Raw genomic sequence first — 24,682 nt, 5'->3', positions numbered from 1 at the left:
GAGCCCTGCGGTGGGAGCGCGGCGGCGTCCCGGCCGGTTGCGAAGGGCGCGGATACTTCCGGGTGAACCCCTCGCAGGTTCGAATCCCGCTGCCGGTCCGGGACCGGTATGGCCCAGTGGCCCAAGGCACAAGCGCCGTCGGGCGTTCGTGATCCGTACCCGGGCCGACCTCGGGCCCGGCGCCGCTGTCCGTCGTGTTTGGTAAGAATGCAAGCGTGAGCAGCGAGAACGGACGACCGGACGGCGGCGCGGAGGGTGCGCCGCCCGAGCAGCTCGCGCTCATTCGGGAGAGCGTGCGCAAGGCCAAGGCGCCTCGCGCCAAGCCGCGGACCTGGCGGGGCGCCGCCCTGGCCGGGCACCTGCCCGTCGCCCGGGTCCTCGTCGACAAGGGCGTGCTCCATCTCGACCGCTACTTCGACTACGCCGTGCCCGAGGAGCTGGACGCCGACGCCCAGCCCGGGGTGCGGGTGCGGGTGCGGTTCGGGGCCGGACGACACCGGGTGCGCGAGGGGCGGCGCGAGGGGGGCGGACTGATCGGCGGATTCCTCGTCGAGCGGCTCGCCGAGTCCGACTACTCGGGGCCCCTGGCGGCGCTGGCCCAGGTCGTCTCGCCCGAGCGGGTGCTCAGCGAGGAGCTGCTGGGGCTCGCCCGGGCGGTCGCCGACCGGTACGCGGGCAGCCTCGCCGACGTCCTCCAGCTCGCCGTGCCGCCGCGCAACGCACGCGCCGAGCAACGGCCCTCGCCCGCCCCGCTGCCGCCGCCCCCGGCGCCCGGTCCCGGTTCCTGGGACCGGTACGAGCAGGGGCCGGCGTTCCTGGAGTCACTGGCCTCGGGCGGCGCCCCGCGGGCCGTGTGGAACGCGCTGCCGGGGCCGGGGTGGAGCGAGGAACTCGCCCGGGCCGTCGCGGCGACCCTGGCCTCCGGGCGCGGCGCGCTGGCCGTCCTGCCGGACGGACGGGCCGTGGCCCGTGTCGACGCCGCGCTCACCGAACTGCTGGGCCAGGGGCGGCACGCGGTGCTCACCGCCGACGCCGGGCCGGAGAACCGGTACGCGCAGTGGCTCGCCGTGCGGCGGGGATCCGTACGGGCGGTCATCGGGACGCGGGCGGCGATGTTCGCCCCGGTGCGGGACCTCGGACTGGTCGCCGTGTGGGACGACGGCGACGACAGCCACAGCGAGCAGCACGCCCCGCAGCCGCATGCCCGTGAGGTGCTGCTGCTGAGGGCGGCGCAGGACAAGTGCGGCTTCCTGCTGGGCAGCTGGAGCTGCACCGTGGAGGCCGCCCAGCTCGTGGAGACGGGCTGGGCCAGGCCCCTGATCGCCGCGAGGGAGCGGGTCCGGGCCGCCGCACCGCTGGTGCGGACCGTCGGGGACGGGGATCTCGCGCGCGACGAGGCCGCACGAGCGGCGCGGCTGCCGACGCTCGCCTGGCAGGCCGTCAGGGAGGGACTGCGGCACGGGCCGGTGCTCGTGCAGGTGCCCCGCCGCGGATATGTGCCGCGGATGGCGTGCGCCAACTGCCGGACACCGGCGCGGTGCCGGCACTGCGCCGGGCCGCTCGAAGCGCATGGTTCCGACGACCTGCGGTGCGGCTGGTGCGGTCGCGAGGAGAGCGGCTGGCACTGTCCCGAGTGCGGCGGGTTCCGGTTGCGGGCCCAGGTGGTGGGGGCCCGGCGCACCGCCGAGGAGCTGGGCCGGGCGTTCCCGGCGGTTCCGGTGCGGACCTCGGGGCGCGAGCATGTGCTGGACACGGTGCCGGGAGCGCCCGCGCTGGTGGTGAGCACACCGGGTGCGGAGCCGGTGGCGGAGGGCGGCTACGCGGCCGCGCTGTTGCTGGACGGGTGGGCCATGCTGGGCCGGCCCGATCTGCGGGCCGGGGAGGACGCGTTGCGCCGCTGGATCGGTGCGGCGGCGCTGGTCCGTCCGCAGTCGGCGGGCGGCACGGTGGTGGTGGTCGCCGAACCGACGCTGCGGCCGGTGCAGGCGCTGGTGCGCTGGGATCCGGTCGGGCACGCGGTGCGGGAACTGGCCGAGCGCGCCGAACTGGGGTTCCCGCCGGTGTCGCGGATGGCGTCGGTGTCGGGGCCGGGCGGGGCGGTGGCCGAGTTCCTTCGCGCGGTCGAACTGCCCGCGCGGGCCGAGGTGCTGGGGCCGATCCCCCTGCCGGTCATCCCGGCGGGTCGCCCACGACGGCCGGGAGCGCCGCCTCCGGGTGAGCCGTGGGACCGCGCCCTCATCCGCGTCCCCCCGGGCACCGGCGCCGCCCTGGCGGGCGCCCTGAAGGCCGCGCAGGCGGCCCGGATGGCCCGGGGCGGAGACGAGGCGGTGTGGGTACGCATCGACCCACCGGACATCGGCTGAGGCCGCCGCCGGGCTCGGGCGCGGGCGGGGTGTTCGGCCGGGGTACGTCACCCCGAGCAAGCCGCGTCGGCACTGTGGGTGCCGTGGGGGCCGGTCGGCGACTTACCGGACATCGGCGCAGGCCGCCGCCGGGCTTGGGCGCGGGTGGGGTGTTCGGCCGGGGTACGTCACCTCGAGTGGAACCGCGTCGGCACTGTGGGTGCCGTGGGGGCCGGTCGGCGACTTACCGGACATCGGCGCAGGCCGCCGCCGGGCTCGGGCGCGGGTGGGGTGTTCGGCCGGGGTGCGTCACCTCGAGTGGAGCCGCGTCGGCACTGTGGGTGCCGTGGGGGTCGGCTGGCGACCCACCGGACATCGGCTGAGGCCGCCGCCGGGCTTGGGCGCGGGTGGGGGATGCGGCCGGGTGCGTCACCCCGAGCAAGCCGCGTCGGCACTGTGGGTGCCGTGGGGGCCGGTCGGCGACTTACCGGACATCGGCGCAGGCCGCCGCCGGGCTCGGGCGCGGGCGGGGTGTTCGGCCGGGGTACGTCACTCCGAGCAAGCCGCGTCGGCACTGTGGGTGCCGTGGGGGCCGGTCGTCGGCGCGCCCTGGTGCGGGCGGCGTCGGCCCGGGACGACGCGTGGGACGACCGCGCCCTCCCGGGGCGGTGCGCCGGGAGGGCGGGGGCGGTGGAGGCTCAGCCGTTGCGGGGGGCGGGGAAGGCCGTGGGGCGTGGTTCGTCGCGGAGGGACGGGCTGCCTGCCGTGGGCTGGGTCGGCATGGAGCGGGCCGCCGGGACCGTCGGCACCGTGGAGACACCGGCGCCCACATTGACCGTGCGGGCGCCCGACGACTCGGGAGCGCGCTCGGCCTCCCCGGCCGCCGACGCCTGCGCGGCGGCCCGGCGGGCGCCGTAACGGCGGTGCACCGCCTGTTTGGTGACTCCGAGCGCGGAGCCCACCGCGTCCCATGAGAAGCCCAGTGAGCGGTCGAAGTCCACGGCCGCCGTGACCAGGGTCTCGACACTGTCCCGCAGCTCCTGGGCGAGACGGACCGTCGGGGCGGGGGCACGTCCGTAGACGACGAAGCCCGTGGACGGGCCGGAGCGGCGCGGGCGGTAGACATTGCCCAGCTGCGCGGTGAGCGTGCGCAGCGCGTCCACCTGCCGGCGGACCCGCTCGATGTCCCGCACCAGCAGGTGCAGGCTGGCCCGAGCCTGGGCGTCGTGGGTTGCGTGGTCGGCCATGAACAAGCCTCTCGAACCGGCGTTGGAAGAAATGAGCCCGTCGCGGGGCCCGTTGGTCAACTCTCTCTTGACCAACGCGGATCCGCCCCGCGAGTCACGGGGTGGGGGCGTGGCGGCATATGCGTACGCCCCCGGGCGGGGTCCCGCGCCGCGGCCTTCGGCCTTGTACGGCGCCCCATACACTGGTGCGTTGCCCCACCGACCCCGCCCGAGAGGCCCGAAGCACCCCATGAAGCTCGTCTTCGCCGGTACCCCCGAGGTCGCCGTTCCCGCACTGGACGCTCTTCTCGCCTCCGGGCGGCACGAGGTGGCCGCCGTCGTCACGCGGCCCGACGCGCCCGCCGGACGGGGACGCAGGCTGGTCGCCTCCCCGGTCGCCGAGCGGGCGGAGGAGGCCGGGATCGAGGTGCTGAAGCCGGCCAGGCCCAGGGACCCCGATTTCCTGCAGCGGCTCGAGGAGATCGCTCCGGACTGCTGCCCCGTCGTCGCCTACGGCGCCCTGCTGCCCAGGGCGGCCCTCGACATCCCCGTCCGGGGCTGGGTCAACCTGCACTTCTCGCTGCTGCCCGCCTGGCGCGGCGCCGCGCCCGTGCAGCACGCCATCATGGCGGGCGACGAGATCACCGGCGCCGTCACCTTCCTCATCGAGGAGGGCCTCGACTCCGGGCCGGTCTACGGCACCGTCACCGAGCAGATCCGCCCCACCGACACCAGCGGAGACCTGCTCACCCGGCTCGCCTTCGCGGGCGCCGGGCTGCTCGCCGCGACCATGGACGGCATCGAGGACGGCACCCTGAAGGCCGTACCGCAGCCCGCGGAGGGCATCAGCCTCGCCCCCAAGGTCACCGTCGAGGACGCCCGCGTCGACTGGCACACCCCCGCCCTGCGCGTCGACCGCGTGGTGCGCGGCTGCACCCCCGCGCCCGGCGCCTGGACCACCTTCCGGGGCGAGCGGCTCAAGCTCGTCCAGGCCGCCCCCGTACCGGAGCTGACCGACCTCGCGCCCGGGCAGCTGTCCGTCGGCAAGAACAACGTGTACGTGGGCACCGGTTCGTACGCCGTGGAGCTGCTGTGGGTGCAGGCCCAGGGCAAGAAGCCGATGCGGGCGGCGGACTGGGCGCGCGGGGTGCGGATCGCCGCCGGGGAGACCGTCGGCGGATGACGCCGCACACGCGGCGGCCGGCCCGACGACGTAGGCTGGACCGCGCACTTCACCCCACTTCCGGAGCACCTTTTTCGTGAGCGACCAGCCCCGTCGGCCCCGCAAGCCGGCCAAGCCCTACCGCCGGCCCAAGAAGGACCCCGTCCGCATCCTCGCCTTCGAGGCCCTGCGGGCCGTGGACGAGCGGGACGCGTACGCCAACCTCGTCCTGCCCCCGCTGCTGCGCAGGGCGCGCGAGAGCGAGGACTTCGACGCCAGGGACGCGGCGCTCGCCACCGAGCTGGTGTACGGCACGCTGCGCCGCCAGGGGACGTACGACGCGGTCATCGCGGCCTGTGTCGACCGGCCGCTGCGCGAGGTGGACCCGCCGGTGCTGGACGTGCTGAGCCTGGGCGCGCACCAGTTGCTGGGGACCCGCATCCCCACGCACGCCGCCGTGTCCGCCTCCGTCGAGCTGGCCCGGGTGGTGCTGGGCGACGGACGGGCGAAGTTCGTCAACGCCGTGCTGCGCAAGATCGCGCAGCACGACCTCGACGGCTGGCTGGAGCGGGTCGCGCCGCCCTACGACGACGATCCCGAGGATCATCTCGCCGTCGTGCACTCGCACCCCCGCTGGGTGGTCTCCGCACTGTGGGACTCCCTCGGCGGTGGACGCGCCGGCATCGAGGAGCTGCTGCGGGCCGACAACGAGCGCCCCGAGGTCACGCTCGTCGCCCGCCCCGGCCGGGCCACCACCGGCGAACTGCTCGACGAGGAGGCCGCGGTGCCGGGGCGCTGGTCGCCCCACGCGGTCCGCCTCACCGAGGGCGGGGAGCCGGGCGCCGTCCCGGCGGTCGCGCAGGGCCGGGCCGGAGTGCAGGACGAGGGCAGCCAGCTCGTCGCGCTCGCGCTCGCGGCCGCGCCCGTCGAGGGCCGCGACCGGATGTGGCTGGACGGATGCGCCGGGCCGGGCGGCAAGGCCGCGCTGCTCGCGGCGCTCGCCGCCCAGCGGGGCGCCGTACTGCTCGCCTCCGAGAAGCAGCCGCACCGGGCCGGGCTGGTGGCCAAGGCACTGGCCGGCAACCCCGGCCCGTACCAGGTCGTCGCCGCCGACGGAACGCGGCCCCCGTGGCGGCCCGGCAGCTTCGACCGCGTGCTGGTCGACGTGCCGTGCACCGGTCTCGGTGCCCTGCGCCGCCGCCCCGAGGCGCGCTGGCGGCGCCGGCCGGAGGACCTGGACGGCTTCGCCCCGCTCCAGCGCGGGCTGCTGCGCACCGCCCTGGAGTCCGTGCGGGTCGGCGGTGTCGTCGGCTACGCGACCTGCTCGCCGCATCTCGCGGAGACCCGGGCCGTGGTCGCCGACCTCCTCAAGCAGTTCCCGGACGCCGAACTGATCGACGCCCGTCCGCTGCTGCCGGGCGTTCCGGATCTGGGCGAGGGGCCCGACGTACAGCTGTGGCCGCATCTGCACGGGACCGACGCGATGTATCTGGCGCTCATCCGCCGGACCGGCTGACGCCCGTCCCGGGCGCCGTCACCTCGGCGGCGCCGTCCTCGCGGGCCAGCCGGTGGGGCCACCACACCCGGGGGCCCACGTCCAGGAACAGGGACGTGACCAGCACCGACCGCACGATGAAGGTGTCGAGGAGCACGCCCAGCGCTACCGCGAAACCGATCTCGGCGAACGCCACCATGGGGAGCGTGCCGAGCGCGGCGAAGGTGCCGGCCAGGACCAGACCCGCCGACGTGATCACGGCGCCCGTGGCGGCGAGACCGGTGACCACGCCCGGCCGGGTGCCCCGGCGGGTGGCCTCCTCGCGGATACGGGTGGTCAGGAAGATGTTGTAGTCGATGCCCAGGGCCACCAGGAAGACGAAGACGAACAGCGGGAAGTCGGTCGACTCGCCCGCGTAGCCGAACACGTACCGGAAGGCCGGCGCGCTGAGACCGAGCGCCGCCGCGAACGACAGGATCACCGTCGCGATCAGCAGCAGCGGGGCCGTCAGGGCGCGCAGCAGGACGCACAGGATCAGCAGGACCACGACCAGCACCAGCGGGATGATCAGCACGTTGTCGTGGGTGGTGGCCTCGTCCATGTCCAGCAGCGCCGCCGTGCCGCCGCCCACCCGGGCGTCGGCGTCCGGCACCGCGTGCACGGCGTCCCGGACCCGCTCCACCGTCTGTTTCGCCGCCTCGCTGTCCGCCGGGGCGGTCATGGTGGCCTCGAAGAGCACCGTGCCCTCGAAGGACGCTCTCGTGCCCGGCGGCAGGCCCAGGGACTCCGGGACGACCCCCTGAGTGCCGGCGACGGCGCGGCCCACCCGCTCGGCCTGCGCCTGGTTGGCGACGACCACCAGCGGATCGCCGCTGCCCGCCGGGAAGTACCGTGCGGACACCTCCTGGCCGGTGATCGAGTCGGGCTTGCCGGTAAACGCGTCCGCGTTGCCGATGCCCTCCGCGCGGAGCTGGATCAGGCCCAGCGAGCAGATCGCCAGCACGGCCGCGGTCACGCCCCAGACCATGCGGGGTCGGCGGGCGATCCGGCGGCCCGTACGGGCCCACGCGCCCCGCTCGGTCGGGTCGGGGGCGCCGTGGTGAGGAATCACCGGCCAGAAGATCCACCGGCCGCACACCACCAGCAGTGCGGGGAACAGCGTGAGCATGGCCAGCAGGGCGACCGCGACGCCGATCGCGGCGACCGGGCCGAGGCCGCGGGTGGAGTTCATCTCGGCGGTCAGCAGCACCAGCAGGCTCAGCACGACGGTCGCGCCGGAGGCGAGCACCGCGGGGCCCGCCCGGTGCAGGGCCAGCGCCATCGCCTCGTGCCGGTCCGTGTGCCGGCGCAGCTCCTCCCGGTAGCGGGCGACCAGCAGCAGGGCGTAGTCGGTGCCCGCGCCGAAGACGAGCACCGTGAGAATGCCGGCGCTCTGCCCGTTCACGGTCAGGCCCGCGTGCTCGGCGAGCAGATAGACCAGGGCCTGCGCGGTGAACAGCGCGCAGATCACCGCGAGCAGCGGGACCAGCAGCAGGGTCGGGCTGCGGTAGGTGATCAGCAGCATCACGACGACCACGGTCATCGCGGACAACAGCAGCGTCGAGTCGATGCCCTCGAACGCCTCGGCGAAGTCCGCCGACGTGCCGCCCGGTCCCGTGATGTGCACGGCGAGCCCGTCGCCGCCCTCGCCGACGCCGTCCCGGACGGATGCGACCGCGGGCCCGATCCGTTCCCAGCCCCGCTCGTCCATCGTGATCGGCACGAGGATCTGCGCGGCACGCGGGTCGGTCCGGCGGTCGTAGACCGGGCCCCGGGTCTCGTCGCCCCTGATGCCGTGGCCGCTCAGCCGCTCGAGCCGGGCCACGTCCCCGGCGATCCGCTCCCGGTCGGCGGCCGTCAGACCGCCGTCCCGGGCGTAGACCACGATCGCGGGGATCTGCTCGGGCCGGAAGTCCTCGGAGATCTTCAGGACCTGGGTCGATTCGGCGGACCCCGGCAGCCAGGACGCGGCGTCGTTGTCCTGCGCGTCGGTGAGCTTCTGCGCGAGCGGCGCCGTCAGAAACAGCATCACCAGCCACAGAACCAGCACCAGCCACTTGGCCCGCCGTCCGCAGACCAGATGCGCGACGCCTCGTTCGCCCGTCATGGAGACCTCCGCGGCAGCGCCGGTACGCACCGACGTCCCGGTACGGGACCGGTGAGGGCAACTCCCGCAGGGCATGGCAGTCTTAATCCATGGCCGTGCAGATCAACCCCAGCATCCTGTCCGCCGACTTCGCTCGTCTCGCGGACGAGGCGAAGGCGGTCGAGGGAGCCGACTGGCTCCATGTCGACGTCATGGACAACCATTTCGTCCCGAACCTCACGCTCGGCGTGCCGGTCGTGGAGTCGCTCGCCCGTGCGACGGACACTCCGCTGGACTGCCATCTGATGATCGAGGCCCCCGACCGGTGGGCGCCCCAGTACGTGGAAGCGGGGGCCGGTTCCGTCACCTTCCACGTCGAGGCGGCCGCCGCGCCCGTGCGGCTCGCCCGGGAGATCCGTGCCAAGGGCGCCCGCGCCTCCATGGCGCTCAGGCCGGCGACCCCCATCGAGCCGTACGAGGACCTGCTCCCCGAGCTCGACATGCTGCTGATCATGACGGTCGAACCGGGCTTCGGGGGTCAGGCGTTCCTCGACATCATGCTTCCGAAGATTCGCCGCACCCGCGAGTTGATCAAAAAGCACGGTCTGGAGCTCTGGCTCCAGGTCGACGGCGGGGTCGCGGCGTCCACCATCGAGCAGTGCGCCGACGCCGGCGCCGACGTCTTCGTCGCGGGTTCCGCCGTGTACGGGGCGTCGGACCCGGCCGAGGCGGTACGTGCATTGCGCAACCAGGCCGAGGCCGCCACGGGCAAGGCGTCGTGGGCATGCGACCACTGAGCGTCAGGAACGTGAACGGCTCCCGGCAGGGCTGATCGACCGCGCCGGATCTGCAAGGATGAACGGCGAATCCAGAGTGTGAACAGCAGTGAGGAGATCGCCGTGTCGGGTATGTCGGCGGGCCGGTCAGCCATGCGGATGGGACCCGCTGAGCTGGTGCAGGCGGCGGCCATGGCCCGCCGCTTCTACCTCGAGGGGAAATCCAAGATCCAGATCGCCGAGGAGTTCGGCGTCAGCCGCTTCAAGGTGGCCCGGGTCCTGGAGACCGCCCTCGAACGGGATCTCGTGCGCATCGAGATCCGCGTGCCGGCCGAGCTGGACGCCGAGCGCTCCGACGCGCTCCGCGCCCGGTACGGCCTCAGGCACGCCGTCGTGGTCGAGTCCCCGGCCGAGGCCGCGGAGACACCCGACCCCGAGAACCTGGGAGAGGTGGCCGCCGACCTGCTCGCCGAGCTGGTCAACGAAGGGGATGTGCTCGGCCTGGCCTGGGGCCGGTCCACCATCCACATGGCGGCGGCCCTGGACCGGCTGCCGCCCTGCACGGTCGTGCAGCTGACGGGCGTGTACGACGCCGGGACCGCCGAGCGCGGCTCTGTGGAGGCCGTGCGGCGCGCCGCGCAGGTGTCGGGCGGCGACGCCCACCCCATCTACGCGCCGATGCTGCTGCCGGACGCGGCCACCGCGGAGGCGCTGCGCCACCAGACCGGGATCGCGCGGGCCTTCGAGTACTTCGACAAGGTCACGGTCGCCTGTGTCTCCATCGGTTCCTGGGAGCCGGGCATCTCCACGGTGCACGACATGCTCAGCGACGAGGAGCGGGCGCACTACGCCTCCCTCGGTGTCGCCGCCGAGATGTCCGCGCACCTCTTCGACGCCGAGGGGCGCCGGGTCGGCCGGGACCTGGGGGAGCGGTGCATCACGGTCAAGACCGACCAGCTCCGCCGGGTCCCCGAGGTCGTCGCGATCGCGGGCGGACAGCGCAAGGGGCCCGCGATCGACGCCGTACTGCGCTCCGGGCTGGTCACCAGCCTGGTGACGGACACGTCGGCCGCGGACTATCTGATGACGGCGGGCCCCGGCCCGAGGTCCGCCCTCAACCGCGCGGACCCGGATGGACCCTGACAAAGGGTGAGGCGGGGGCGGGCCTGGCAGCATCGGCCGCAGGGTGCCGCGACAGGCCCTGTGCCCCCGTCTCCCGGCCTGCCTGCTCGTCCTGCCGGCCGGCTGCTCCCCGGCCGACGGCGGGGCGGCCGGCCGCGCGGGCCGAGGGCATGGCCACCGTCCGGGAGGCCCGCCTGCCCGCCGAGGCCCGGCGCACGCTGGACCTCGTCGACGCGGGCGGCCCCTTCCCGTACGAGCCGGACGGCGCCGTCTTCGGGAACTTCGAGGGCCTGCTGCCCCGGCGGCAACGCGGCTCCTACCACGAGTACACGGTGCGCACGCCGGGCTCGGCCGACCGCGGGGCCGGCGCATCGTCACCGGGCGGGGCGGCGAGACCTACCGCACCGACGACCACTACGCACCCTTCACGGCGGTACTGAGATGACGTACGACCTCACGGACCGGCTCGTGGTCACCCTGGACCTCGACGGGGTCACCGACAAGGCGGGCCTGATGGACCGCTGCGCCCGCGCCCTGGGGCTGCCCGACTGGTTCGGCCGCAACTGGGACGCCCTCGTGGACTCCCTCGCCGACCACACCGTCTGGCCCGAGGGCGCCGTGGAGCGGGGCCTGCTGATCGTCGTACGCGGCTGGAAGCCGTACGCGGCGGAGCGTGCCGAGGAGTGGGCGACCGCCCAGGAGGTGTTCGCCGAGGCGGCGGACCGGACCGCTTCGCTCACCGTGGCGCTGGCCCTTGGAGGATTCTCCGAGCAGGGCTCTGACCAGCCTGGATGATCCGCCCGGGGCTGGCGTACCGGTCGACATGGGACAATGAAGTACGTGCTCTTCCCCCTGGCTGACCTGTCCGGGGGCCACCTCTGATCGACTGGGATGTGCAGCACGTGCGTTTCCTCAACGACATCCAGCCCGCGTACGACCTGACGTACGACGACGTCTTCATGGTGCCGAGCCGCTCCGCGGTCGGCTCGCGGCAGGACGTGGACCTCAGCTCCCAGGACGGTTCGGGCACCACCATCCCGCTCGTCGTCGCCAACATGACCGCCATCGCCGGGCGCCGCATGGCCGAGACCATGGCCCGGCGCGGCGGCCTCGTGGTGATACCGCAGGACATCCCGATCGAGGTCGTCACCGAGGTCGTCTCCTGGGTGAAGAGCCGCCACCTGGTGCTGGACACCCCGATCGTGCTGGCCCCGCACCAGACCGTCGCGGACGCGCTCGCCCTGCTGCCCAAGCGCGCGCACAACGCGGGCGTCGTCGTCGACGGCGAGTACCGCCCGGTCGGCGTGGTCACCGACACCGACCTGTCCGGCGTGGACCGCTTCACCCAGCTCGCCGAGGTCATGTCCCGGGACCTGCTGCTCATCGACGCCGACCTGGACCCGCGACAGGCCTTCAACACCCTCGACGGCGCCAACCGGCGCTACGCCCCCGCCGTCGACAGGGAGGGCCGCCTCGCGGGCATCCTCACCCGCAAGGGCGCCCTGCGCGCCACCCTGTACACACCGGCCACCGACGCGAACGGGCGGCTGCGCATCGCCGCCGCCGTCGGTATCAACGGCGATGTCGCGGGCAAGGCCCAGCAACTGCTGGAGGCGGGCGTCGACACGCTCGTCATCGACACGGCGCACGGGCACCAGGAATCGATGATCAGCGCGCTGAAGCTGGTCCGCGACCTCGACCCGCGGGTCCCGATCGCCGCGGGCAACGTCGTCGCCGCCGCGGGCGTCCGCGACCTCGTCGAGGCCGGCGCGGACATCGTCAAGGTCGGCGTCGGCCCCGGCGCCATGTGCACCACCCGCATGATGACCGGCGTCGGCCGGCCGCAGTTCTCCGCGGTCCTGGAGTGCGCGGCCGAGGCGAAGAAGTACGGCAAGCACGTGTGGGCGGACGGCGGTGTCCGCCACCCGCGCGACGTGGCGATGGCGCTCGCGGCCGGCGCGTCCAACGTGATGATCGGCTCCTGGTTCGCCGGGACCTACGAGTCCCCGGGCGACCTCCAGCACGACGCCGACGGCCGCCCCTACAAGGAGTCCTTCGGCATGGCCTCCGCGCGTGCCGTGCGCAACCGCACCTTGGAGGAGTCCTCCTACGACCGTGCCCGCAAGGGCCTGTTCGAAGAGGGCATCTCCACCTCCCGCATGTTCCTCGACCAGTCCCGCCCCGGAGTCGAGGACCTGATCGACTCGATCATCGCGGGCGTCCGCTCCTCCTGCACCTACGCCGGAGCCGGCTCGCTGGAGGAGTTCGCCGAGAAGGCCATCGTCGGCATCCAGAGCGCCGCAGGCTACGCCGAGGGCAAGCCGCTGCACGCCAGCTGGAGCTGACGGCCCTCCGAGGCGCACGGCCCCCGCCGATCCCGCACACCGGGAAGCGGGGGCCGCGGCACGTGCGCGCCCCCTTCCCCGGCGAGCGTTTCCCCGACCGGCGTCGCCCGCACCGGTCGGCAGTGCCCGCGCAACGAACTCCCGCCCTGCCGCCAGGAACGCAATGATCTTGCGGAGGTGCGCAAGGTTGCTGCATTTCAGCAGCAACGTCCGACCTCGTAGGGTTACGCGCTGTACGTGGTGCGGCTCGGACCCCGCCCGACGGGTCCCGGCTGTCGCGGGACGCCGTCCGTCCCTGCCGCGCGAGACCGGCAGGACGAAGGAGTCAGCGCGTGCTCGACCAAGGCGCACCCCCGCACAACGGCGGTCCCGCCGCCCCTCCGTCCCCGGGCCCCGGCGCGCGCCTGATGCGTCGCAAGCCCGTGGAACACCTGGTGGCCCAGGGTGGCCAGGGCGAGGCGGCTCCCTGCGCCGCACCCTCGGACTGTGGCAGCTCACCATGATCAGCATCGGTGCCACCCTCGGCACCGGCATCTTCGTGGTCCTCGGCGAGGCCGTCCCCAAGGCCGGTCCGGCGATCACGCTGTCCTTCGTCATAGCAGGTCTGACGGCTCTCTTCTCCGCCCTCTCCTACGCCGAACTGGCGGGCACCATCCCGGTCTCCGGCTCCTCCTACTCGTATGCGTACGCAACGATGGGTGAGCTCGTCGCCTGGGTCTGCGGCTGGTGCCTGGTGCTGGAGTACGGCGTGTCGGTCGCCGCCGTCGCGGTCGGCTGGGGCGAGTACCTCAACGAGCTGCTCGACGGCACCATCGGCGTCACCATCCCGGCCGCCCTCTCCGCCCCGCCCGGCGACGGCGGCGTCTTCAACCTGCCGGCGCTGATCGTGGTCCTGCTCGCCATGGCGTTCCTGATGGGCGGCGCGCGTGAGTCGGCCCGCGCCAACACGATCATGGTCGGCGTGAAGATCGCCGCACTGGTGCTGTTCTGCGCCATCGGCGTCCAGGGCTTCCGCTCCGGCAACTACGACAACTTCATGCCGCTCGGCATGGCCGGCGTCAGCGCCGCCGGGGCGACGCTCTTCTTCTCGTACATCGGCTTCGACGCCGCCTCCACCGCCGGTGAGGAGGCGAAGAACGCCCAGCGCGACCTGCCGCGCGCCATCATGCTGTCCCTGGTCGTGGTGACCGCGTTGTACGTCCTCGTCGCCGCGGTCGCCGTCGGTGCGAAGCCCTGGGAGGACTTCACCGACTCCGAGGCCGCGCTCGCCCAGATCATGCGCGAGGTCACCGGCCAGACCTTCTGGGGCACCCTGCTGGCGTTCTGCGCCGTCGTCGCCATCGCGAGCGTGGTCCTGACCGTGCTCTACGGCCAGACCCGCATCCTGTTCGCCATGTCCCGGGACGGGCTCGTACCCAAGGCGTTCGCCAAGGTCCACCCGAAGACCGGCACGCCCCGCACCAACACCCTGATCGTCTCCCTCTTCTGCGGTGTGCTCGCCGCCGCCGTTCCGCTCGGCCGGCTCGCCGACGCCACCAGCATCGGCACCCTGTTCGCCTTCGCGCTGGTCAATGTGGCGGTCGTGGTGCTGCGCCGGACGCGGCCGGACATGCCCCGCACCTTCCGCGTGCCGCTGTCGCCGGTGCTGCCCGCCCTCGGCTTCGCGTTCTGCGTGTGGATGATGGGCAGCCTGTCCACCATCACCTGGGTGGTCTTCGGCGTCTGGATGGCCGTCGGGCTCGTGTTCTACTTCGTATACGGCCACCGGCGCTCCCGGCTCGCCGCCCCGGCCCCATCAGAAGCGAAGTGAACCACCCGCAGTGCTGAACGATCTCGACGAACGCATCGTGCACGCCCTCGCCGAGGACGCCCGCCGCTCCTACGCGGACATCGGCCAGCTGGTCGGCCTGTCCGCGCCCGCCGTGAAACGGCGTGTGGACCGGCTGCGCGCCACCGGGGCCATCACCGGATTCACCGTCCGGGTGGACCCGGCCGCCCTCGGCTGGGAGACGGAGGGGTTCGTCGAGATCTACTGCCGCGGCAACACCTCCCCGGAGACCATCCAGCGGGGTCTGGAGCGCTACCAGGAGGTCGTGGCCGCCTCCACCGTCACCGGCGACGCCGACGCGGTCGCCCAGGTCTTCGCCTCCGACATGCGCCACTTCGAACGGGTACTGGAACGCATCGCCGGCGAGCCGTTCGTCGAGCGGACCAAGTCCGTGCTGGTGCTCTCACCGCTGCTGCGGCGGTACTCGTCGGGTTCGCCCACCTAGTGGGCGCGGGATCGAGGAAAGGCGGGGCGGATCCGCTCCGGCCCGTCTAGCATGACTGTCATGACCTGGCGACATTGATCCACCAGCCGCGCCTCCCGAGGGCCGCCCCGGGCGCCGTACGTCCTCCACGTCCGGTGTCCGAACCGCCCCTACGGGAAGGCCTCATGACTTCCACGCCCACGCGTGTGTCCGACGTCCGCGTCCGACGGCTGACCACCACGCTGTACGGCTACGCGTTCCTCGAAGACTTCATCCTGCTCTACCCGGTGTACGCGCTGCTGTTCAGCGACACCGGTCTCACGGTCTGGCAGATCTCGTCCCTGTTCGCCCTCTGGTCGGTCACCGGCGTACTCCTCGAGCTCCCCTCCGGTGCCTGGGCCGACGCCGTCTCGCGCCGGCTGCTGCTGTGGCTCGGCCCGCTGCTCACCGCCGCCGGCTTCGCCCTGTGGGTGCTCGTCCCGTCGTACGGCGCCTTCGCCCTCGGCTTCGTGCTGTGGGGCGCCGGCGGGGCGCTCGGCTCCGGTGCGCTGGAGGCGCTGGTCTACGACGAACTGGAGCGGCTCGACGCGGCCGACCGCTACGCCCGGGTGATGGGCCGGGCCCGCGCGGCCGGGCTGGTCGCCGTGATGGCGGCGATGGGACTCGCCGGCCCCGTGCTCGCCTGGGGCGGCCACCGTGCCGTCGGCGCCGCCAGCGTGCTGGTGTGCCTGCTGACGGCGGCGGTCGCCGCCCGGTTCCCCGAGCACCGCTCCCCGGCGGCCGGACACGAGAGCTGGACGGCGACCCTGCGCGCCGGACTCGCCGAGGCCCGCGCCGACCGGTCCGTACGCGGGGCGCTGCTGCTCGTCGCGGCCGTGAGCGCCGTGTGGGGCGCCCTCGACGAATACACGCCCCTGCTGGTCCGGGGCACCGGTGTCGCCGACCAGACGGTTCCCTATCTGCTCCTGCTGGTCTGGGCGGGCGCCACCGCCGGAAGCCTGCTGGCCGGAGAGGGGGAGCGGCTCGGCACGGCCGGACTGGCCGCCCTGCTGGCCGGCGCCGGCCTCGCCCTGGCCGTCGGCGCCCTCGACGGCACCCCGGCGGGACTGGTCCTCGTCGCCCTCGCCTTCGGCGGCTTCCAGGCGGCGACCGTGCTGGCCGACGCACGGCTCCAGCGGCGCATCGAGGACGGCGGACGGGCCACCCTGACGTCGGTCGCGGGACTGGGCACGGAACTGGCGACGGTCGCCGTCTTCGGCGGCTACGCGCTGATCGCCTCGGGGAGCGCCCACAGCACCGCCTTCGCGGTGTTCGCGGTGCCGTATCTGGCGACGGCGGTGCTGCTGCTCGTCGGGGTCAGAGCTCGGGCCGCCAAGGCACGACCGTGAAGTCGCCCGCGCCCCGCTCCACCCGCTCGAACGGGGCCGGGCTCACGCACGGGGGCGGCTGAGCCGTCCCGGCCGGGCTGCCGGTCGCGGCCCGGCGGTCGCCCCGTGCCGCTGACGGAGGCGGAAGCCGTCGCGGCGCCCGCCCGCACCGGTGGTGAGCGGCAGTGCGGCACCGGGCAGGGCGGCTCCCGTGCGCCGCGTACGGCGATTCCCGGCGGTCGTCACGGTGGTCGTCATGATGCCCCTCACCGCAGGTGAGACGGACGGCCACCGCTGTCCCGGCGCCGCACCCGCCGCACAGCGCACCCGGGGCGGGCGCTTGCCCCGGGTGCGACTCGGCGCGGAACCGGGCCATGACGAGGGCCGCGCAACGAATCGCCGCCCACCCCCGCGCAGACGCAACGAACCGCTCACCGGCGCGCAACGGCTGCTCCTTGTCCGGCCGAGCCGGCCGACCGTACCGTCTATCCGGCCCCCAGAAACCCCCCGCGTACCGGTGAGGAACACGCATGCGCACCGCCCTGCTCCAGAGCTCCGGACGGCCCGGATCCGTCGTCGGGAACCTCAAGGTCCTCGACGAGGCGGCCGGCCGCGCCGCCGCGGCGGGCGCCGGGCTGCTCGTCACCTCGGAGCTGTTCCTGACGGGGTACGCGATCGGCGACGCCGTCGACCGGCTCGCCGAGCCCGCCGACGGCGACGCCGCCGACGCGGTCGCGGAGACGGCCGCACGGCACGGCCTCGCCGTCGCCTACGGCTATCCGGAACGCGCCGGCGACACGGTGTTCAACTCCGTCCAGCTCGTCTCCGCCGACGGCACCCGCCTCGCGAACCACCGCAAGACCCACCTCTTCGGCTGCTTCGAGCGGGACCACTTCACCCCGGGAGACCGGCCCGTCGTCCAGGCCGAGCTCGACGGCCTCACCGTCGGCCTGATGATCTGCTACGACGTCGAGTTCCCGGAGAACGTGCGCGCCCACGCGCTGGCCGGCACCGACCTCCTCCTGGTGCCCACGGCGCAGATGCACCCGTTCCAGTTCGTCGCCGAGTCCCTCGTACCGGTGCGGGCGTTCGAGAACCAGATGTACATCGCGTACGTCAACCGGGTGGGTCGGGAGGGCGAGTTCGAGTTCGTGGGTCTGTCCACGCTGGCCGGCCCCGACGGGATCGCCCGCGCCCGGGCCGGCCGCGCGGAGGAACTCGTCCTCGCCGACGCCGACCCCGTCCTCCTCGCCGCGTCCCGCGAGAACAACCCGTATCTGCGGGACCGCCGCCCCGGCCTCTACGGCTCCCTCGTCTGAACCCCGCTCCGCCCGAAGCCCGTCCCGCAAGGAGTCCGCACCCCATGACGTCCACGGTGCCCAACGCCGTCGAGCACACCGACGAGCAGCAGCCGCCGATCACCATGTTCGGCCCGGACTTCCCGTACGCCTACGACGACTTCCTCGCCCACCCGGCGGGTCTCGGGCAGATACCGGCGACCGAGCACGGCACCGAGGTGGCGGTCGTCGGCGGCGGCCTGTCCGGCATCGTCGCCGCCTACGAGCTGATGAAGATGGGCCTCAAGCCGGTCGTCTACGAGGCCGACCGGATCGGTGGGCGGCTGCGGACCGTGGGCTTCGACGGGTGCGACGCGTCCCTGACCGCCGAGATGGGAGCGATGCGCTTCCCGCCGTCCTCCACGGCCCTCCAGCACTACATCGACCTCGTGGGACTCGAGACCCGTCCCTTCCCCAACCCCCTCGCCGAAGCGACGCCCTCGACGGTGGTCGACCTCAAGGGCGAGTCGCACTACGCGGAGACGGCCGACGACCTCCCGCAGGTCTACCGGGACGTCGCCGAGGCGTGGAACAAGTGCCTGGAAGAGGGCGCGGACTTCTCCGACATGAACCGCGCCATGCGGGAGCGGGACGTGCCGCGCATCCGTGAGATCTGGGCGAGGCTCGTCGAGAAGCTCGACAACCAGACCTTCTACGGCTTCCTGTGCGACTCCGAGGCCTTCAAGTCCTTCCGGCACCGTGAGATCTTCGGCCAGGTCGGCTTCGGCACCGGGGGTTGGGACACCGACTTCCCCAACTCCATCCTGGAGATCCTGCGGGTCGTCTACACCGAGGCCGACGACCACCACCGCGGCATCGTCGGCGGCTCCCAGCAACTGCCGCTCAGGCTCTGGGAGCGCGAGCCGGAGAAGATCGTCCACTGGCCCTACGGCACCTCGCTGAAGTCCCTGCACGTCGACGGCGAGCCCCGCCCGGCCGTGACCCGGCTGCACCGCACCGCGGGCAACCGCATCACGGTGACGGACGCCAACGGCGACATCCGCACCTACGAGGCGGCCGTCTTCACGGCCCAGTCCTGGATGCTGCTCTCCAAGATCGCCTGCGACGACTCGCTCTTCCCGATCGACCACTGGACCGCCATCGAGCGCACCCACTACATGGAGTCCAGCAAGCTCTTCGTCCCCGTCGACCGGCCGTTCTGGCTGGACAAGGACGAGGAGACCGGGCGGGACGTGATGTCGATGACGCTCACCGACCGCATGACCCGCGGCACCTACCTGCTCGACGACGGCCCGGACCGGCCCGCCGTCATCTGCCTCTCCTACACCTGGTGCGACGACAGCCTGAAGTGGCTGCCGCTGTCCGCGAACGAGCGGATGGAGGTCATGCTGAAATCGCTCGGCGAGATCTATCCCAAGGTCGACATCAGGAAGCACATCATCGGCAACCCGGTGACCGTCTCCTGGGAGAACGAGCCCTACTTCATGGGCGCGTTCAAGGCCAACCTGCCCGGTCACTACCGCTACCAGCGCCGCCTGTTCACCCACTTCATGCAGGAGGGGCTGCCGGAGGACAAGCGGGGCATCTTCCTCGCCGGTGACGACATCTCCTGGACGGCGGGCTGGGCCGAGGGCGCCGTCCAGACCGCGCTGAACGCGGTCTGGGGCGTCATGCGTCACTTCGGCGGCGAGACCGACCCGACCAACCCGGGCCCCGGCGACGTCTACGACGAGATCGCCCCCGTGGTACTGCCCGAGGACTGAGCAGCCTCTCGGATCCCGGCGGCTGCCCGCGCCTTGCCGTACACCGCGGCGGCCACGTCCTTGGGCTCCTGGGCGTCGCGCGTGGAGCCCCGCACGGTCCCGGAGCGGCCGGATCAGTCCGGCAGCGGGGTGAGCAGCATGCGGCCGGCGAAGCCCACCGCCGTGTCCAGGCGCTCGGTGAACTCTCCGGCGACGTCCGGCAGCCGGCGCAGGGCCCACAGGGCACGGGCCGTGGTCCAGGCGGCGTCCCGGGCGCGCTCCAGGCTCCACGCGCCGACCAGATGGGTCAGTGGGTCGGCGATCCGCAGCAGCTCGGGGCCCGGCGTCAGCTCTTCGCGGATGCGTTCCTCCATCGAGACGAGGAGGTCGCCCACGCGGTCGAACTCGTCCTCCAGATCGACGGGTTCGCAGGAGAGCGTACGGCAGGTGTCCACGACGGCGAGCGCCAGGTCGTGCCCGATGTGCGCGTTGATGCCCGCAAGGGCGAACTGCAGGGGACGTACTCCCGGATGGCGGCGGAACTGGAACAGCGGGCGCCAGCAGGCCGGTGGCCGCCGCTCCTGGAACACCGCGTCGACCGCGGCCAGATAGCGCTCCGCGAACCGCACGTCCAGCGCGATCGCCGCCCGCGTGTCCGCGAACCGGCCGGCGTCGATGCGCCGGTCCACGGCCCGCGTCACGGCGAGGTAGACACGGTTGAAGACCGCGACCCCGTCCCCCGCGGGCAGGACCGCGTCGAGGGCGCGCATGCGGGAGATGACCCGGTCCACGGAAGTGAGGACTTGTTCGTATTGCGCCATGAGCGCAGAGTCGCACCTTTAGGCTGGTACGAGTGGCGGCGGGCCCGACGCTTCCCCGGAACGGGGGAACGCGCCCGCCGTGGGGGAGGGGGAGCAACACGGTGTCAGGCTCGCGTGCCCAGCGGCTGGCCGCGCGAAGGGCGGAGCGCAGACGCGCCGCCCGGCGCCACGCGATGGTCGCGGCGGCCTCCGTGGTGGTCGCGGTCGGCGCCGCCACCGGGATGATGTCGGCGGTCGGTGACGGAGGCGGCTCGGACCGGGCCCGCCCCGGGGTGACCGCGTCGCCGCGCCTGGAACCGCTTCCCGCCGTGCCGTCGCCCTCGCCGTCGGCGACGAAGTCCCCTTCTCGCGAGGCCGGTCCGGGCGAGGAGGAGAAACAGAAGGAGAAGGAGAAGGCGAGCCCCGAGCCGTCCGCGTCCCGGACCGAGAAGAAGCGGCGGACCACCCCGGTGTCCACCCGTCTCTACCGCCACCCCGACTCCCAGGTCCTCAACTGGCTGCGGGCCAACCCCGACGACCCGCGCCGGGCGGTCATAGAGTCCCGGATCGCCGACCAGCCGGCGGCCGTGTGGTTCGCGGACCACTCCCCGGACTCCATCACGTCCCGGGTGCGTGCGGTGGCGTCCGGCGGTGCCGCGCAGGGCCGGACGCCGGTCCTCGTGCCGTACGCGATACCCGACCGGGACTGCGGCGGGCACTCCCAGGGCGGGGCGCCCGATCTAAGCGCCTACGACGCCTGGATCGACCGGTTCGCCGCCGGGCTGGGCACCGGCGAGGTCATCGTGATCCTGGAGCCCGACTCGATCGCCCAGTCCGCATGCCTCTCGGCCGGGCAGCGCGCCGACCGGTTCGCCTCGCTGGCCCGCGCCGGGCGAGTGCTGAAGGAGGCGAATCCCCGGGCGCGGGTCTACTTCGACGCCGGGCACTCCGGCTGGCACGCGCCCGCGAAACAGGCCGGCTGGCTCCGGCAGGCCGGGGCCGCTTCGGCCGCCTCCTCCGACGGCATCTTCAGCAACGTCTCCAACTTCCACGGCACGGCCGACGAGATCGCCTACGACCGGGCCGTGCTCGACGCCCTCGGCGGCCCGCCGGGTCTCGGCGCGGTGATCGACACCAGCCGCAACGGCGCCGGCGCCCCGGCCGACGGGGAGTGGTGCGACCCGGCCGGCCGCAAGGTGGGCCGGGCCCCGACGCTCAGCACCGGGGAGGCCGGGATCGACGGCTACCTGTGGGTGAAGCTGCCCGGGGAGTCGGACGGCTGCAAGGGCACGCCGGGCACCTTCACCCCGTCGTACGCCTACGACTTGGCGCGCTGAGCGTCATCGCGGTCGCCCGCGTCGTAGGAGGACATGCCCTCGTCGAGCAGGGGCTCCTGCGTCTTGAGGTGGGCGGGCGCGAAGGCCCGCAGCGCGTGGTAGCCGGTGATGACGACCAGCGTGCCGAGCGCGATACCGCTGAGGGAGAAGGTGTCGGTGAACTCCAGCGTGACGTTGCCGACGCCGATGATGATGCCCGCGGCGGCCGGCACCAGGTTCAGCGGATTGCGCAGGTCCACCTTGGCGTTGATCCAGATCTGGGCACCGAGCAGGCCGATCATGCCGTACAGGATGACGGTGATCCCGCCCAGGACACCGCCCGGGATGGCCGCCACGACCGCGCCGAACTTCGGACACAGACCGAACAGCAGGGCGAAGCCCGCGGCGGCCCAGTACGCGGCCGTGGAGTACACGCGGGTCGCGGCCATCACACCGATGTTCTCGGAGTACGTGGTGTTGGGCGGGCCGCCGACCGCGGTGGACAGCATCGAGCCGACGCCGTCGGCGGAGATGGCCGTGCCGAGCTTGTCGTCGAGGTTGTCGCCGGTCATCTCGCCGACCGCCTTGACATGCCCCGCGTTCTCGGCGACCAGTGCGATGACGACCGGCAGGGCGACCAGGATCGCCGACCACTCGAAGGACGGGCCGTGCAGGGTCGGCAGGCCGATCCAGTCGGCCCGGCCCACGCCCGACAGGTCGAGGCGCCAGTGGTCGGTGACCTTGCCGCTCGCGTCCGCCGAGTGGATCATGCCGAAGATCCGGTCGAGCGCCCAGGACAGGGCGTACCCGAAGACCAGCCCGAGGAAGATCGCGATGCGGGACCAGAAGCCGCGCAGACAGACCACGGCCAGACCGGTGAACAGCATGACGAACAGGGCCGTCCACTGGTCCTGCGGCCAGTAGGTGGCGGCGGTCACCGGCGCCAGGTTGAAGCCGATCAGCATCACCACCGCGCCGGTCACGATCGGCGGCATCGTGGCGTGGATGATCCGCGCCCCGAAGCGCCGCACCGCGAGACCCACGAGGAACAGCGCGGCCCCGACCACGAACACCGCGCCGGTGACGGTGGCGCTGGAGCCGCCCTGGGCCCGGATGACCGCGGCGACGCCGACGAAGGAGAGCGAGCAGCCCAGGTAGCTGGGCACCCGGCCGCGGGTGGCCAGCAGGAAGACGACGGTCGCGACGCCCGACATCATGATCGCGAGGTTGGGGTCCAGACCCATGAGCACCGGGGCGACGAAGGACGCCCCGAACATCGCCACGACGTGCTGGGCACCGAGGCCCGCGGTGCGCGGCCAGGAGAGCCGCTCGTCGGGGCGGACCACCGCGCCGGGGGCGGGGGTGCGTCCGTCGCCGTGCAGTGTCCAGCGGACGCCGAGATCCATGGGCTGTCGCTTTCGTCGTATGTGCAGCGTGTCCGGACCATTGTGGGGGCTGAACAGGGATGCTTCGTACACCTGGCCGGGTGCGTCCGGCGCGGCTGAGCGTCTGCTTAGGATGAGGGCGCGCCGCTGTTCGATGTAGGCGGCACTCAACCCGTACGTCCCAGGAGTCCCGCACCGTGACCGCCGAAGCCCCGCCCGCCCCCGCACTGTCGTACGGCCGGCTGATCCCCGTGACCGTCCACTTCGACGACCTCGACGCGCTGGGCCTGCTGCACAACGCCCGCTACCCGCTGCTGGTCGAGCGTGCGTGGACGGAGCTGTGGCAGGACAGGGGCGTCCGTTTCGAGGGCGACTGGGCCGCGGCCGGCGACGCCTGCAACGCGGTGAGGGAACTGCGGATCGGCTACGAGGCGCCGGTGACCCGGCCGGGCACCTACGCCGTGCACCTCTGGCTGGACCGGCTGGGCACCACCGGGCTCACCTACGGCTTCCGCTTCTGCTCGGCGGACGGGGCCGTGACCTACGCGCGGGGCAGCCGGGTACTGGTGCGGCTGGACGCCGGGACGCTGCGCCCGGCGCCCTGGAGCGAGGCGTTCAGGGCCGCGGCTCGGCAACTGCTGCGTCCGGCCGGTTGATCTTCGTACGGTCCCCCGCGCGCAGCACGCCCGCCAAGCCGGCGATGCCGCACGACAGCAGCGTCACGAGGATGAACGACACCATCAGGCTGGTCGCCTGGGCCAGCAGGCCGATCGCGCTCGGTGCGATCAGCCCCGAGGTGTACGTGATGGTCGCGACGCCCGCGATGGCCAGGCTCGGATTGGAGCCACTGCGCCCGGCGGCGGCGAAGCACAGCGGCACGACCACCGCGATGCCGAGCCCCATCAGCGCGAAGCCGCCCATCGCCATCGCCGGGTGATCCGCGACGACGATCAGCAGTCCGCCGAGGACCGCGACGACACCGCTCGTGCGGACCGTGCGCACGGCGCCGTAGCGGTCCACCACGCGGTCCCCGGCGATCCGGGCGATCGCCATGGTGAGCGTGAAACCGGTCGTGCAGGCCGCCGCGAGACCGGCCGACGTCTCCAGCTGGTCGCGCAGGTAGACCGCCGACCAGTCCAGGCTCGCGCCCTCCGCGAACACCGCGCAGAACCCGATCGCGCCGATGACCAGCGCGGAACGGGGCGGCAGCGCGAACCGCGGCGGCGGATCCTCGTCCTCGGCGGGCTGCAGATCGAGCACCCAGGTGCAGACGGTGACGCCCACCACCGTCAGGACGGCGGCCGCGAGCGCGTGGTGCAGCCGGGCGTCCGAGCCGAGGTGGGCGGCGAGCGTGCCGGCCGCCGAGCCGACCAGCGCGCCGGCGCTCCACATGCCGTGCAGCCCGGACATGATCGACTTGTCGAGGCGGTTCTCCACCTCCACGCCCAGCGCGTTCATCGCCACGTCGGACATGCCCGCCGTGGCGCCGTAGACGAACAGGGCCAGGCAGAGGGTGAGCAGGTTCGGGGCGATCGACGGCAGGACGAGCGCGAGCGTCCACAGCGCGATCAGCCCGCGCAGCGCGGTGCGGGCGCCGAAGCGGTGGCTGATGCCCCCCGCCAGCGGCATCGCGACGGACGCGCCCAGCGCGGGGAAGGCGAGCGCGAGGCCCAGCTGCCCGGCGCTCACCCCGGCGTGGTCCTGGATCCACGGGACGCGGGTGGCGAACGAACCGGTGACGGCGCCGTGCACGGCGAACACGGCGGCCACGGCATACCGCGCCCGCCTCACCTCGCGCTGTCCGTACACCACTGCACTCATCGCCCCGCCCCTCCCGGTGGTCCGTTCCCGTACGCGCCGCCGTAAACTATCAGGAACCCTGCCTGAAAGATAAGGGGCCCGGGCACCCCCGGCGTTCGTCCCGCGCCC

19 protein-coding genes and 2 pseudogenes are annotated in these 24,682 nt (G+C 73.4%); 15 read left to right on the top strand and 6 right to left on the bottom strand.

Translation table 11 applies throughout. The annotated features are described in order from the left end of the window. Window positions 1–215 precede the first annotated feature (215 nt). The gene (locus IE178_RS05640; protein WP_193511518.1) at window positions 216–2,363 is read left to right on the top strand and encodes a primosomal protein N'; all 2,148 of its coding nucleotides are present in this window, start codon (window positions 216–218) and stop codon (window positions 2,361–2,363) included. 677 nt (window positions 2,364–3,040) lie between these two features. Here IE178_RS05640 and IE178_RS05635 read toward each other — a convergent pair. After that, window positions 3,041–3,589 (bottom strand): hypothetical protein, encoded by a 549-nt coding sequence (locus IE178_RS05635; protein ID WP_184765671.1) that lies wholly within the window; start codon window positions 3,587–3,589, stop codon window positions 3,041–3,043. Between the two features lie 229 nt (window positions 3,590–3,818). Here IE178_RS05635 and fmt point away from each other — a divergent pair, with 229 nt between their 5' ends. Next, window positions 3,819–4,751, top strand: coding sequence for a methionyl-tRNA formyltransferase (gene fmt, locus IE178_RS05630; RefSeq protein WP_193511517.1), 933 nt, complete (start codon window positions 3,819–3,821; stop codon window positions 4,749–4,751). Between the two features lie 76 nt (window positions 4,752–4,827). Beyond that, window positions 4,828–6,246 carry an RsmB/NOP family class I SAM-dependent RNA methyltransferase gene (locus tag IE178_RS05625; RefSeq protein WP_193511516.1) on the top strand — a complete coding sequence of 473 codons (1,419 nt, stop codon included), beginning with the start codon at window positions 4,828–4,830 and terminating at the stop codon, window positions 6,244–6,246. Here IE178_RS05625 and IE178_RS05620 read toward each other — a convergent pair. Then, entirely contained in the window at window positions 6,227–8,371 is a 2,145-nt protein-coding gene (locus IE178_RS05620) for an MMPL family transporter (RefSeq protein ID WP_193511515.1), read from the bottom strand. The two genes, IE178_RS05625 and IE178_RS05620, sit on opposite strands and share 20 nt — an antisense overlap. Window positions 8,372–8,460: 89 nt before the next feature. Between IE178_RS05620 and rpe the strand changes: the two genes are divergently transcribed. The 8 genes and pseudogenes from rpe to IE178_RS05580 all read left to right on the top strand — a co-directional run bounded on the left by rpe (window position 8,461) and on the right by IE178_RS05580 (window position 16,233). Beyond that, window positions 8,461–9,147, top strand: coding sequence for a ribulose-phosphate 3-epimerase (gene rpe / locus IE178_RS05615; RefSeq protein ID WP_184765675.1), 687 nt, complete (start codon window positions 8,461–8,463; stop codon window positions 9,145–9,147). A gap of 78 nt (window positions 9,148–9,225) precedes the next feature. Further along, complete coding sequence (locus IE178_RS05610; RefSeq protein ID WP_184765676.1) at window positions 9,226–10,269, top strand: sugar-binding transcriptional regulator; 1,044 nt, start codon at window positions 9,226–9,228, stop codon at window positions 10,267–10,269. 91 nt (window positions 10,270–10,360) lie between these two features. Further along, window positions 10,361–10,693, top strand: a pseudogene (locus IE178_RS05605) (guanyl-specific ribonuclease). After that, the gene (locus IE178_RS05600; protein ID WP_184765677.1) at window positions 10,690–11,043 is read left to right on the top strand and encodes a barstar family protein; all 354 of its coding nucleotides are present in this window, start codon (window positions 10,690–10,692) and stop codon (window positions 11,041–11,043) included. The pseudogene IE178_RS05605 and the gene IE178_RS05600 overlap by 4 nt, the downstream one beginning before the upstream one ends. A gap of 107 nt (window positions 11,044–11,150) precedes the next feature. Beyond that, window positions 11,151–12,593, top strand: coding sequence for a GuaB1 family IMP dehydrogenase-related protein (locus IE178_RS05595; protein WP_193511654.1), 1,443 nt, complete (start codon window positions 11,151–11,153; stop codon window positions 12,591–12,593). A gap of 332 nt (window positions 12,594–12,925) precedes the next feature. Then, window positions 12,926–14,403 (top strand): annotated as a pseudogene (locus IE178_RS05590) (amino acid permease). 10 nt (window positions 14,404–14,413) lie between these two features. Beyond that, window positions 14,414–14,866: an Lrp/AsnC family transcriptional regulator gene (locus IE178_RS05585; RefSeq protein WP_184765679.1), complete on the top strand. Its 453-nt coding sequence runs from the start codon at window positions 14,414–14,416 to the stop codon at window positions 14,864–14,866. 164 nt (window positions 14,867–15,030) lie between these two features. After that, complete coding sequence (locus tag IE178_RS05580; RefSeq protein ID WP_184765680.1) at window positions 15,031–16,233, top strand: MFS transporter; 1,203 nt, start codon at window positions 15,031–15,033, stop codon at window positions 16,231–16,233. A 42-nt stretch (window positions 16,234–16,275) separates the two neighbouring features. Here the strand turns inward: IE178_RS05580 and IE178_RS05575 are convergent, their stop codons facing one another. Continuing rightward, the gene (locus tag IE178_RS05575; protein ID WP_193511514.1) at window positions 16,276–16,470 is read right to left on the bottom strand and encodes a hypothetical protein; all 195 of its coding nucleotides are present in this window, start codon (window positions 16,468–16,470) and stop codon (window positions 16,276–16,278) included. A 272-nt stretch (window positions 16,471–16,742) separates the two neighbouring features. Here IE178_RS05575 and IE178_RS05570 point away from each other — a divergent pair, with 272 nt between their 5' ends. Together IE178_RS05570 and IE178_RS05565 are read left to right on the top strand one after the other, a co-directional pair. After that, window positions 16,743–17,531: a carbon-nitrogen hydrolase family protein gene (locus IE178_RS05570; RefSeq protein WP_184765681.1), complete on the top strand. Its 789-nt coding sequence runs from the start codon at window positions 16,743–16,745 to the stop codon at window positions 17,529–17,531. A 44-nt stretch (window positions 17,532–17,575) separates the two neighbouring features. After that, complete coding sequence (locus IE178_RS05565; RefSeq protein WP_184765682.1) at window positions 17,576–19,273, top strand: flavin monoamine oxidase family protein; 1,698 nt, start codon at window positions 17,576–17,578, stop codon at window positions 19,271–19,273. Between the two features lie 113 nt (window positions 19,274–19,386). On the opposite strand, the gene IE178_RS05560 is transcribed toward IE178_RS05565, so the two are convergent. Then, a complete protein-coding gene (locus IE178_RS05560) occupies window positions 19,387–20,073 on the bottom strand; it encodes a DUF5995 family protein (protein ID WP_193511513.1) in 687 nt (228 codons plus the stop codon). 173 nt (window positions 20,074–20,246) lie between these two features. Between IE178_RS05560 and IE178_RS05555 the strand changes: the two genes are divergently transcribed. Beyond that, entirely contained in the window at window positions 20,247–21,389 is a 1,143-nt protein-coding gene (locus tag IE178_RS05555) for a glycoside hydrolase family 6 protein (RefSeq protein WP_193511653.1), read from the top strand. Here IE178_RS05555 and IE178_RS05550 read toward each other — a convergent pair. After that, window positions 21,371–22,774 (bottom strand): uracil-xanthine permease family protein, encoded by a 1,404-nt coding sequence (locus IE178_RS05550; protein ID WP_184765684.1) that lies wholly within the window; start codon window positions 22,772–22,774, stop codon window positions 21,371–21,373. The genes IE178_RS05555 and IE178_RS05550 overlap by 19 nt on opposite strands. A 176-nt stretch (window positions 22,775–22,950) precedes the next feature. Here IE178_RS05550 and IE178_RS05545 point away from each other — a divergent pair, with 176 nt between their 5' ends. Then, window positions 22,951–23,409 (top strand): acyl-CoA thioesterase, encoded by a 459-nt coding sequence (locus IE178_RS05545; RefSeq protein WP_193511512.1) that lies wholly within the window; start codon window positions 22,951–22,953, stop codon window positions 23,407–23,409. Here the strand turns inward: IE178_RS05545 and IE178_RS05540 are convergent. Further along, window positions 23,369–24,574 (bottom strand): MFS transporter, encoded by a 1,206-nt coding sequence (locus IE178_RS05540; protein WP_193511511.1) that lies wholly within the window; start codon window positions 24,572–24,574, stop codon window positions 23,369–23,371. The two genes, IE178_RS05545 and IE178_RS05540, sit on opposite strands and share 41 nt — an antisense overlap. Window positions 24,575–24,682: the final 108 nt, after the last annotated feature.

The organism is Streptomyces griseoloalbus (assembly GCA_014650015.1).
Classification (GTDB): domain Bacteria; phylum Actinomycetota; class Actinomycetes; order Streptomycetales; family Streptomycetaceae; genus Streptomyces; species Streptomyces griseoloalbus.
The sequence above is the reverse complement of the archived record's forward strand: the minus strand, read 5'-3'. Positions and strand labels throughout refer to the sequence as shown.

Coding starts and splice junctions, on each gene's coding strand:
- IE178_RS05560 (WP_193511513.1), bottom strand. CDS start 20,073: ATGGCGCAATACGAACAAGTCCTCACTTCCGTGGACCGGGTCATCTCC.
- rpe (WP_184765675.1), top strand. CDS start 8,461: ATGGCCGTGCAGATCAACCCCAGCATCCTGTCCGCCGACTTCGCTCGT.
- IE178_RS05555 (WP_193511653.1), top strand. CDS start 20,247: ATGGTCGCGGCGGCCTCCGTGGTGGTCGCGGTCGGCGCCGCCACCGGG.
- fmt (WP_193511517.1), top strand. CDS start 3,819: ATGAAGCTCGTCTTCGCCGGTACCCCCGAGGTCGCCGTTCCCGCACTG.
- IE178_RS05600 (WP_184765677.1), top strand. CDS start 10,690: ATGACGTACGACCTCACGGACCGGCTCGTGGTCACCCTGGACCTCGAC.
- IE178_RS05575 (WP_193511514.1), bottom strand. CDS start 16,470: ATGACGACCACCGTGACGACCGCCGGGAATCGCCGTACGCGGCGCACG.
- IE178_RS05580 (WP_184765680.1), top strand. CDS start 15,031: ATGACTTCCACGCCCACGCGTGTGTCCGACGTCCGCGTCCGACGGCTG.
- IE178_RS05620 (WP_193511515.1), bottom strand. CDS start 8,371: ATGACGGGCGAACGAGGCGTCGCGCATCTGGTCTGCGGACGGCGGGCC.
- IE178_RS05570 (WP_184765681.1), top strand. CDS start 16,743: ATGCGCACCGCCCTGCTCCAGAGCTCCGGACGGCCCGGATCCGTCGTC.
- IE178_RS05635 (WP_184765671.1), bottom strand. CDS start 3,589: ATGGCCGACCACGCAACCCACGACGCCCAGGCTCGGGCCAGCCTGCAC.
- IE178_RS05565 (WP_184765682.1), top strand. CDS start 17,576: ATGACGTCCACGGTGCCCAACGCCGTCGAGCACACCGACGAGCAGCAG.
- IE178_RS05550 (WP_184765684.1), bottom strand. CDS start 22,774: ATGGATCTCGGCGTCCGCTGGACACTGCACGGCGACGGACGCACCCCC.
- IE178_RS05540 (WP_193511511.1), bottom strand. CDS start 24,574: ATGAGTGCAGTGGTGTACGGACAGCGCGAGGTGAGGCGGGCGCGGTAT.